At 42.6% G+C, this 8,589-nt stretch carries 7 protein-coding genes and 2 pseudogenes; 4 read left to right on the top strand and 5 right to left on the bottom strand.

The annotated features are described in order from the left end of the window. Window positions 1–129 precede the first annotated feature (129 nt). Window positions 130–585: pseudogene (locus tag F6K46_RS10610) on the top strand (IS701 family transposase); the annotation flags it as partial. A gap of 13 nt (window positions 586–598) precedes the next feature. Here the strand turns inward: F6K46_RS10610 and F6K46_RS10605 are convergent. From F6K46_RS10605 to F6K46_RS10585, 5 genes are all read right to left on the bottom strand, one after another. Beyond that, entirely contained in the window at window positions 599–862 is a 264-nt protein-coding gene (locus tag F6K46_RS10605; protein WP_293117000.1) for a hypothetical protein, read from the bottom strand. Between the two features lie 207 nt (window positions 863–1,069). Continuing rightward, complete coding sequence (locus tag F6K46_RS10600) at window positions 1,070–2,380, bottom strand: DNA cytosine methyltransferase (RefSeq protein ID WP_293068940.1); 1,311 nt, start codon at window positions 2,378–2,380, stop codon at window positions 1,070–1,072. Between the two features lie 4 nt (window positions 2,381–2,384). After that, a complete protein-coding gene (locus F6K46_RS10595; RefSeq protein WP_293116998.1) occupies window positions 2,385–2,576 on the bottom strand; it encodes a hypothetical protein in 192 nt (63 codons plus the stop codon). A 163-nt stretch (window positions 2,577–2,739) separates the two neighbouring features. Then, window positions 2,740–3,768, bottom strand: coding sequence for an alpha/beta fold hydrolase (locus F6K46_RS10590; protein ID WP_293067979.1), 1,029 nt, complete (start codon window positions 3,766–3,768; stop codon window positions 2,740–2,742). Beyond that, window positions 3,765–3,914, bottom strand: coding sequence for a hypothetical protein (locus F6K46_RS10585; protein ID WP_293067976.1), 150 nt, complete (start codon window positions 3,912–3,914; stop codon window positions 3,765–3,767). Before F6K46_RS10585 ends, F6K46_RS10590 begins: the two co-directional genes overlap by 4 nt. Before the next feature lie 305 nt (window positions 3,915–4,219). On the opposite strand from F6K46_RS10585, the gene F6K46_RS10580 reads away from it, so the two are divergent. From F6K46_RS10580 to F6K46_RS10570, 3 genes and pseudogenes are all read left to right on the top strand, one after another. Beyond that, on the top strand, window positions 4,220–6,493 hold the full coding sequence (locus tag F6K46_RS10580; protein WP_293067974.1) for a filamentous hemagglutinin N-terminal domain-containing protein: 2,274 nt from the start codon (window positions 4,220–4,222) through the stop codon (window positions 6,491–6,493). A 116-nt stretch (window positions 6,494–6,609) separates the two neighbouring features. Continuing rightward, window positions 6,610–7,491 (top strand): annotated as a pseudogene (locus tag F6K46_RS10575) (IS5 family transposase). Window positions 7,492–7,769: 278 nt separating this feature from the next. Continuing rightward, complete coding sequence (locus F6K46_RS10570) at window positions 7,770–8,525, top strand: S-layer family protein (RefSeq protein ID WP_293067971.1); 756 nt, start codon at window positions 7,770–7,772, stop codon at window positions 8,523–8,525. Window positions 8,526–8,589 lie beyond the last annotated feature (64 nt).

The following is an 8,589-nucleotide window of genomic DNA, read 5'->3' as shown; positions in this document are numbered from 1 at the left end:
CAGAACTGATTGGGGCAGCAGTTCCAGAGCTTCAAAGCTATTTGGGATAGCTGGCGGTTTGATTTCCATGGTTCTACACTACTACTCATCCTTCCCTTTTTGTCAACCCCATCACCTGAATGCTTACCTAATTTGAAAGGTAATCTCAAGAAAATCTTGGGAGATTTGTATGGATTAAGAACATGAGTAGAGTATGCTTTTCGTCAGTGTAAACAAGAATTAGGATGGACAGATTACCGTTTTACTAAGTTTAAGGATATCGAAAAATGGTGGGAAATAATTTTTTGTGTGTACACCATGATTAGTTTAAATTCTCCAGCTTTTTTATCTTTAAATAAATCGACAGAAGTGGGCAATAAGGTGACAGATGCTGATGATATCCAGGTGAGTAATCATCAACAATGGAATCATAAAGGTGGATGGAAAAATCTGTTAAACAATTTTCGTTTACTGATTCAACCCATTATGATGTTATGGATTATTTTTCCCTGGTTATATATTTTGCCTAATAGTAACTTATTGCTGGGATTGAATCAGCTAATTAGTGAAATTAATCAATATCAATTCTTTTTTAATTCTGGATAATCTGACTTATTTGTTAATCATTGAATTCGGAGAGTGACAGAAGAGGGCTATAGCAATTATACGACTTGTGAGGTACAAATTTTTGGTTTTTAGGGAGCAGGGAGCAGGGAGCAGGGAGCAGGGAGCAGGGAGCAGGGAGCAGGGAGCAGGGAGCAGGGAGCAGGGAGCAGGGAGCAGGGAGCAGGGAGGAGGGAGTAGGGAGTAGGGAAGAGGGAAAAAATAATGTGTACCTAATAGCTAAGAGAAACGGTGGAGAAGAAGTGTGGAGAGAGCTCACAATAGAGTGAATTTGTTGATAATGAGCCAGTTTTTATCAATAAGCCATAGCTTATTGATTTTTGCGCAAATCCTGCTTACTAACTCCTCTATTATGTCCTAACTATCCCTTTCTTTGCTATATCAATAATTTTTCTGGATATCGTTCTTTCAAAAACGGACTAAAAAACTGCTTGAACAAGTTAAGGTAACGTTACCTGAATTTGGTTCAGGTGCTTGAGATGACCGTAGCTGTGTATTGATGGGTTTTATTGGTTTCCATCAGGCTATTAAGCAAAATTTCTGTATTTTTTAACGCTGGGCTCATAGCTCCTGCCTTTGTAAGCAAAAAGCCCAGCATGCGACCTTGATTTTCTTGATCGCCCTCGAAGCCATAATCATCACGGATATGTTCAGCAAATACACGAGCCAAAATTGGTGGAATTGCATTGCCTATTTGCTGGATTTTCTGAGAGGCATTCCCACAAAATACAAAATCATCTGGAAACGTTTGAATTCTTGCTGCCTCTCTTATCGTTAAAGGTCTGTTTTCAACTGGGTGTATTAACTCTCTTGTGGCAGCCCCAGTGATGGTTAAGCTCGGCTCATTTCCAATCAGTCTTTTAAGTCCCGATGGTGCTCCACCTCGCTTTTCTGTCGGCATTCCATCAGCAACGCGCCTATTTGCTCTCTTCTTAAATGACTGATGCTGTAGTTCCTCTGGCAAATCCTTCATTGTTTGACCTGGCTTTAAGGCAGTAATTCTTTTTAGCTGGATGCCGTTCATACTTGGATAGTAATGGTCGGATATTTGTGTGGCATTTCCACGAAGAAGAGAATCAAAATCATCTTGAGGAGGCGAGGTTAAAGGTTTTAGTAGGGTTCCCTTATCTTTTGTTGCTGGCGGCAAACTGTTTATTGCGTGAGAAATAGTAATGTCAGAGTTACGGAATAGTTGACCAGAGACTTTAAATTTTGGTGCTGGCATTCTAAAGTCATGCCCCAACCTATTCCCGATGATTAAAACTCGCTTTCGTCTTTGTGGTATACCGTATTCTTGAGAATAAATTTTCTCAATTCTAATCCAATAACCCAGTTCAATGAACGCCTTAGCGGCTTCGTATACATATTTTCCTTTGTTGGAGGTAAGTAGCCCTTCAACATTTTCCATAATGAACCATTTTGGGTTCACAATAGTTAGTGCTTTAACGTATTGTTTAAGCAAATTATTTCTTGGATCATCCCAGAACCTTGAGCCCGCTGTGGAGAAGCCTTGACATGGAGGCCCCCCGATCAATATGTCGAGTTCCCCTGGTTTCATTACTATTTCAGAAAGAACCTTCCCAAAATCTACGTTATCGATATCCTCATTGGTACATAACGACTCGGGAAAATTTATTCTATATGTTTCAACTGCTGCCGCATCTTTATCATTTGCATAAAGAATTGAATATCCAGCTTGTTTAAACCCAAGAGAACATCCACCTGCACCGCAAAATAGACTAATAGCCGTGTGTTTCATTAATTGAACAACTTCCAATACATCATGTCAAGGATATAGCAATTCTACGACTTGTGAGGTACAAATTTCGGGTTTTTAGGGAGCAGGGAGCAGGGAGCAGGGAGCAGGGAGCAGGGAGCAGGGAGCAGGGAGCAGGGAGCAGGGAGCAGGGAGCAGGGAGCAGGGAATAGGGAACAGGGAATAGGGAATAGGGAAAAAAATGCTTGTACCTCACTAGGCTATAATAGGCTATATTAAACAGCTGAGAGCTGATAGCTGAGAGCTGATAGCTGTTCGCGTAGCGTGCGCGTAGCGCATATGCTTACCTGCTCCCTAAAACCTACGACTAAAGTCACTCACTCGTCCTGATAACTGCGATAAAAGCGATCGCTAAATAGCTAAATAAAATCCTCAATCACTGCTGTTACCGCTTCATGATACTCTTCAGAAATACCTAAAGTTCCAGCTAATCGAACGGTTTGCACCTGTTCTAACTCCGCCATTGCTATCATTTCAGCTTTTGATTTAGGTGGTGCATTTTCCGCTAAAATAATTAATACGGGCATGGGCACAGAGTCTAAAAGCTGCAAAAATTCCTCCCGATTAGCGATAGGATCGATTGCCCCAGTAACAAAGGCAGCCGGGGCATATCTGCCGCCATCTTTGGAAGTTATTTTGTGTTTTTGGGCGATAAATTCCGGAGTTAGTTTGCTTTCATCCACATAGACGTGGCGTTTATACATCAAGCGCAGAAACGAAGGGGTAGTGTTGAGATAGTATAGAGTCTGACCTAACCAGGGCGATCGCACTAGGTTTTTTACTCCGTTTCTCACTCCATCCGGTAAACCCATTACTCTTAACGGTCCTTTCCAAGTCGGAGCCACTAAAATTAGTTTAGAAATACTATCTGGATTATCTTGGGCAAACTTTAAAGCGTATCCTGAAGCATGACCGGCAGCAATTACAGCAAGTTTCGCCCCCCTAGCCCCCCAACTTTGGGGGGAAATTGAGTTAAAGTCCCCCAGAATTGGGGGATTTAGGGGGCTTGTAGCTCTCGGTAGTGAGGTCAATTCATCTGAAAACAGCTGTAAGCTAATTGAGTTATTATTAAAAACAGAGTTAACAAAATCTGCTAATAACTGCTGAAATAATACAGGATTGTAATCTACAGGAGGGCATTGAGACTCGCCAAATCCTAACCAATCTAGCACCGTAACGTGATAGTTGGTAGCGAGTAGATTGGCAATACCTTTCATTTCTGTTCTACTAGAAACCGTACTAAAAGCAGGAAGTAACAGTACAGGGTTTCCTGCGCCGATGGTTTCGTAGACGACTCGATAGTGTTTGTTTTGCCAATTCCAGTTGTAAAAATTTTTGGTACCGCCAATACCAGAGTTAATTTGAGTCGGATTAGTTGCTGTAGTCATATACCAAAGGGAACAGGGAACAGGGAACAGGGAACAGGGAGTAGGGAGTAGGGAGTAGCGATGCAGCGCGGTCTTGGGGAGCCAGTGCGGTCTTGGGGGTCTCCCCCATGAGCAACTGGCGTGGTTTCCCCCATGAGCGACTGCATCAAGACGGGAGTAGGGAAAAGGTAACAAAAATTATCACAATTCATTTAGGATTGGTATAGTGATAGGGGTGCATGTAATAATTGTAAATCTATAACTAAAAGAAGTGTGGGTAGATAGGGAAATAGGGAAGATTTTTATTAAGGGTAATTGTTATAACATGATATTAGCATTCTATTGCCAAAGAGTGTTTTTTCATGGATTGAGATCCATCCTTGGCTACTGCCCTATTGACTTAATAAAAATTAACATAATCAAAGGGTATTTTATGAAATAATTCGAGACATCGGGAGCTCTACTGATTAACATGAAACCTCGGATTGACCGACTTGTGGCAGCAAGTCCCTTTGTGCTGTGTTCTCTACTAGCTGCAACTACGGCATTAGGGCAAATAACCCCAGATAATACCCTGGGGAATGAAAGCTCTGTGGTAACCAATCTCAATATTAACGGAATTGTAATAGATTTAATTGAAGGTGGGGCGATTAGAGACAGTAATCTATTCCACAGCTTTTCAGATTTCAATGTAGCCGAGTTCGCAGGAGCTTATTTTGATAATCCTGCTGGAGTTGCCAACATCCTGAGTCGGGTAACCGGAGGTAATGTTTCCAATATTTTGGGAACCCTAGGCGTATTGGGAAATGCTAATTTATTTTTGATAAATCCCAACGGTATTGTCTTTGGTCCCAATAGCAGACTAGATGTGGGAGGTTCATTTTTTGGGAGTACTGCTGAGAGTGTTTTGTTTGAAGATGGTAAAGTTTTCAGCACTAAAAATCCCAATGATAAACCGTTGTTGACTATTAATATACCATCTGGCTTGCAATATGGATCAAATCCAGGAAGTATTACTAATCAATCTAGTCTGTTTCGGGTACCAAATGGTCAAACCTTAGGGCTAATTGGTGGTGAGGTTACTATTCCTGGTGGTCAGTTAAGAGCAACCGATGGACGGATTGAGCTGGGGAGTGTTGGTGCTAATGGTGTGGTGAAGCTGACCCCAACGGATACGAGTTTTGGGTTGGATTATTCAGGAGTTAACGAGTTTCAGGATATTAGTTTGTCCGAGGGGGCTAGAGTCATTACCAGTGGGGAAGGTGGTGGGAGTATCCAGGTGCAAGGGGCTAATGTGAGTTTACGCGATCGCTCTCGTGTATTAGCGAGTACCCTCAGAAGTCAGAATGGCGGTGGGATAGTGGTTGAGGCTTCACAGTTGAGTCTTGAGGGTGGTTCTCAAATAAATACAAATGTATTGGGCTCAGGACAGGGGGGAAAGTTGACAGTGGATGCCTCTGAATCTGTTCGAGTAATTGGTGTATCGGCTGATGGTACTCTCAGCGCTTTGGGAGCCCAAGTTTTTCCAGGAGCCACAGGAAATGGGGGAAATTTGAGTATTACCACTGGGCAGTTAATGGTCTCTGATGGAGCAGTTGTTTCAGCTGGCACTTTTGGTGAAGGGGACGGCGGAGATTTGACTGTGAATGCCGACTCTAGGGTTCAACTCATTGGTACAACAGCCGATGGTCAGTTTGCCAGCCGCTTGACTACTCAAGCTAATCAAGGATCAATTGGCAAAGCGGGAAATTTGAGTATTACCACTGGGCAGTTAATGGTCTCTGATGGAGCAGTTGTTTTAGCTGTCACTTTTGGTGAAGGGGATGGGGGAAACTTGAGTGTGAATGCCGACTCTACGGTTCAAGTGATTGGTACGACAGCCGATGGTCGGATTTTAAGCGGCTTGTTTACTGACACTTTTGGGACAGGAAAAGCGGGAAATTTGAGTATTACCACTGGGCAGTTAAGGGTCTTTGATGGAGCAGTTGTTTCAGCTGGCACTTTTGGTGAAGGGGAAAGCGGAAATTTGACAGTGGATGCTTCCTCTACGGTTCAAGTGATTGGTACGACAGCCGATGGTCGGTTTCCCAGCGGCTTGTTTACTGTAACTTTTGGGACAGGAAAAGCGGGAAATTTGAGTATTACCACTGGGCAGTTAATGGTCTCTGATGGAGCAGTTGCTTCAGCTGCCACTTTTGGTCTTGGGGACGGAGGAAATTTGACAGTGGATGCTTCCTCTACGGTTCAACTCATTGGTACCTCCGCCGATGCTGGGTTTCCCAGCGGCTTGTTAGCTCTAACTCAAGGAATAGGAAAAGCGGTAGATTTGTTGAAGATTACCACTGGGCAGTTAATGGTCTCTGATGGAGCAGTTGTTTCAGCTAGCACTTTTGGTGAAAAGGACGAGGGAAACTTGAGTGTGAACGCCGACTCTACGGTTCAACTGATTGGTACCTCAGCCGATGGTCTGTTTGGCAGCGGCTTGTTTACTCAAGCTCAAGGGACAGGAAAAGCGGGAGAGTTGTTGAAGATTACCACTGGGCAGTTAATGGTCTCTGATGGAGCAGTTGTTAGTGCTAGAAGCTTTGAAAAGAATAGTTCAGCAGGCGAAGTAAAGATTAATGCCAACTCCATCTTCCTAAACAAAAATGGAATCATCACAGCAGAAACAGGAGGAGACAAAGGCAATATTAGACCTCTTGCAAAAGTCTTTCGTGGTATAATTAAAAGTTGCCCAATTTTTTAGTATACCTAACCTTAAGACTAACAAACTTCCTTTGTACTAGATCTCTTGCAAAAGTTTGATGTAGAATGGGATGTTCCGTTCGCGAAGCGAACGAAAAGAACTTTAATAGAAAAACTATGACCTACGAAAACTTAAAAAAGTTATCCGCCGAAGAGTTCAAACGCTTTTGTGGAGTTAAACCAGAGACTTTTGACCAAATGGTGAAATTATTAGAAAATAATGAGGAGTTAAAGAAAAAAACCGGGCGACCATCCAAATTAAGTTTAGAAAATCAAGTTTTAATGACCCTAGAATATTTGAGAGAGTATAGAACTTACTTTCATATAGGACAATCTTGGGGGCTTAACGAATCGACAGTATATCGCATAATCAAAAAAATTGAGAAGATTTTAATTAAATCTCAACTTTTTAGATTGCCCGGAAAAAAGCCATTAGTAAACGTCAATACAGACATCAAAGTGGTGGTGGTTGATGTTACCGAAAATCCGATTGAACGTCCAAAAAAAAACCGAAAAAATATTACAGTGGAAAAAAGAAAAAACATACCTTAAAATCTCAGATAGTAATTAATCAGCAAAATAAGCAAATACTCTGTACTTCTCACAGCAAGGGGCAAGAGCACGATTTCAACTTATTTAAAAAAAGTCAAACCTGTCTAATTGAACAAATTCTATGTCTAGGAGATAAAGGTTATCAAGGGATTAAAAAAATTCATCAATTAAGCCAAACTCCTCATAAAAAATCAAAAAAAAAGGAACTATCCCAAAAACCGAAAAAAGAAAAGAGGCGCGACCCAAGGGCAGTTTACCTGCCCATTGGAATGCGCGCCTCCTAGGGATTTAGCTTCTCTCAGACTTGTTATTGAACATGTATGTCGCTCTCTTAAAGTTTTTAAGATTCTATCAGAAAGATACCGTAATCGCCGAAAAAGATTTTCTCTACGTTTTAATTTGATTGCTGGTATTTATAATTATGAACTTTCTGTTAGTCAAAATTAGTGGCTATCACGACTTTTGCCATAGGTCTACTCTCTTGGTGTATAAGCCTAATACACAATCTAGCTAATTTTTACCAATACCACCATTATAACTAAAAATATTTTTGCAAGAGGTCTATTACTCTATCTTCCCGTGACATCCGACTCCTCAACAAAAGCAAGATTACCACTGACGCTGAGAATACCACTGGGGGCAATATAGTCATTGATACTGATACCCTAGTCGGTCTGGGAGATAGCGACATCACAGCTAATGCTCAACAAGGCCGAGGAGGTAGTGTGACCATTAAGGCAAAAGGCATCTTTGGTTTAGAGTTTCGAGACCGTCTAACTCCAGACAATGACATCACCGCCACGTCTGAACTTGGCCCATCTTTCAGCGGTGAAGTAATCCTTAACACCCCAGACGTAGACCCCACCTCAGGCTTAACGGAATTGCCAGGAAGCCCGGTAGACGCAGAAGCCATCCTGGCCAATGACCTTTGTGGCTTTGAGAATAATCGGATTGCTGGCGGCAGTTCCTTTACCATTAGCGGAAAAGGCGGGTTACCAGCTAGTGCAGACGATCCGGTGATTAATACTGACAGAACAGTGGGCTGGCTCTCTCGTCCTGGCTTAGCCAGCAGCAGACAAGCATTACAAAAGCAACCAAAGGCCTTTGGCCACGCTACGCGAACAGTCAGACCCCCTCAAGACAAAAAAGTGATTATCGAAGCCCTTGGCTGGGTAATAGCAAAGGATGGCACGATTATTCTGACGGCGCAACCGTTTAGGGGTACTCCTGTGGAGCAGATATTGCCCAATCTTGATTGCCATGCCGGAGTCGGGAGTCGGGAGTCGGGAGTCGGGAGTCGGGAGTCGGGAATAGGGAACAGCGGATCTGGGAACAGGGAGTCGGGAGTGTGGGGCGGGGGTACGCTTTCAAGGGTATGTTTTTTAGATTTGGGCATTCGCCTAGGTATTACTCAACAGAAATACATTTTGAAACCCAAACCCCAGGAAGGATTTGAGTATTCAATAAAAATCATTAAGTGACGAATTCTGCTTGATGGCTATCCCCTGACGGGGCGATGGCTGAGACACTTGCACCAACTTGAAA

The organism is Moorena sp. SIO3E8 (assembly GCF_010692445.1).
GTDB classification, from domain to species: domain Bacteria; phylum Cyanobacteriota; class Cyanobacteriia; order Cyanobacteriales; family Coleofasciculaceae; genus Moorena; species Moorena bouillonii.
This window is presented reverse-complemented; position numbering and strand designations above follow the sequence as displayed.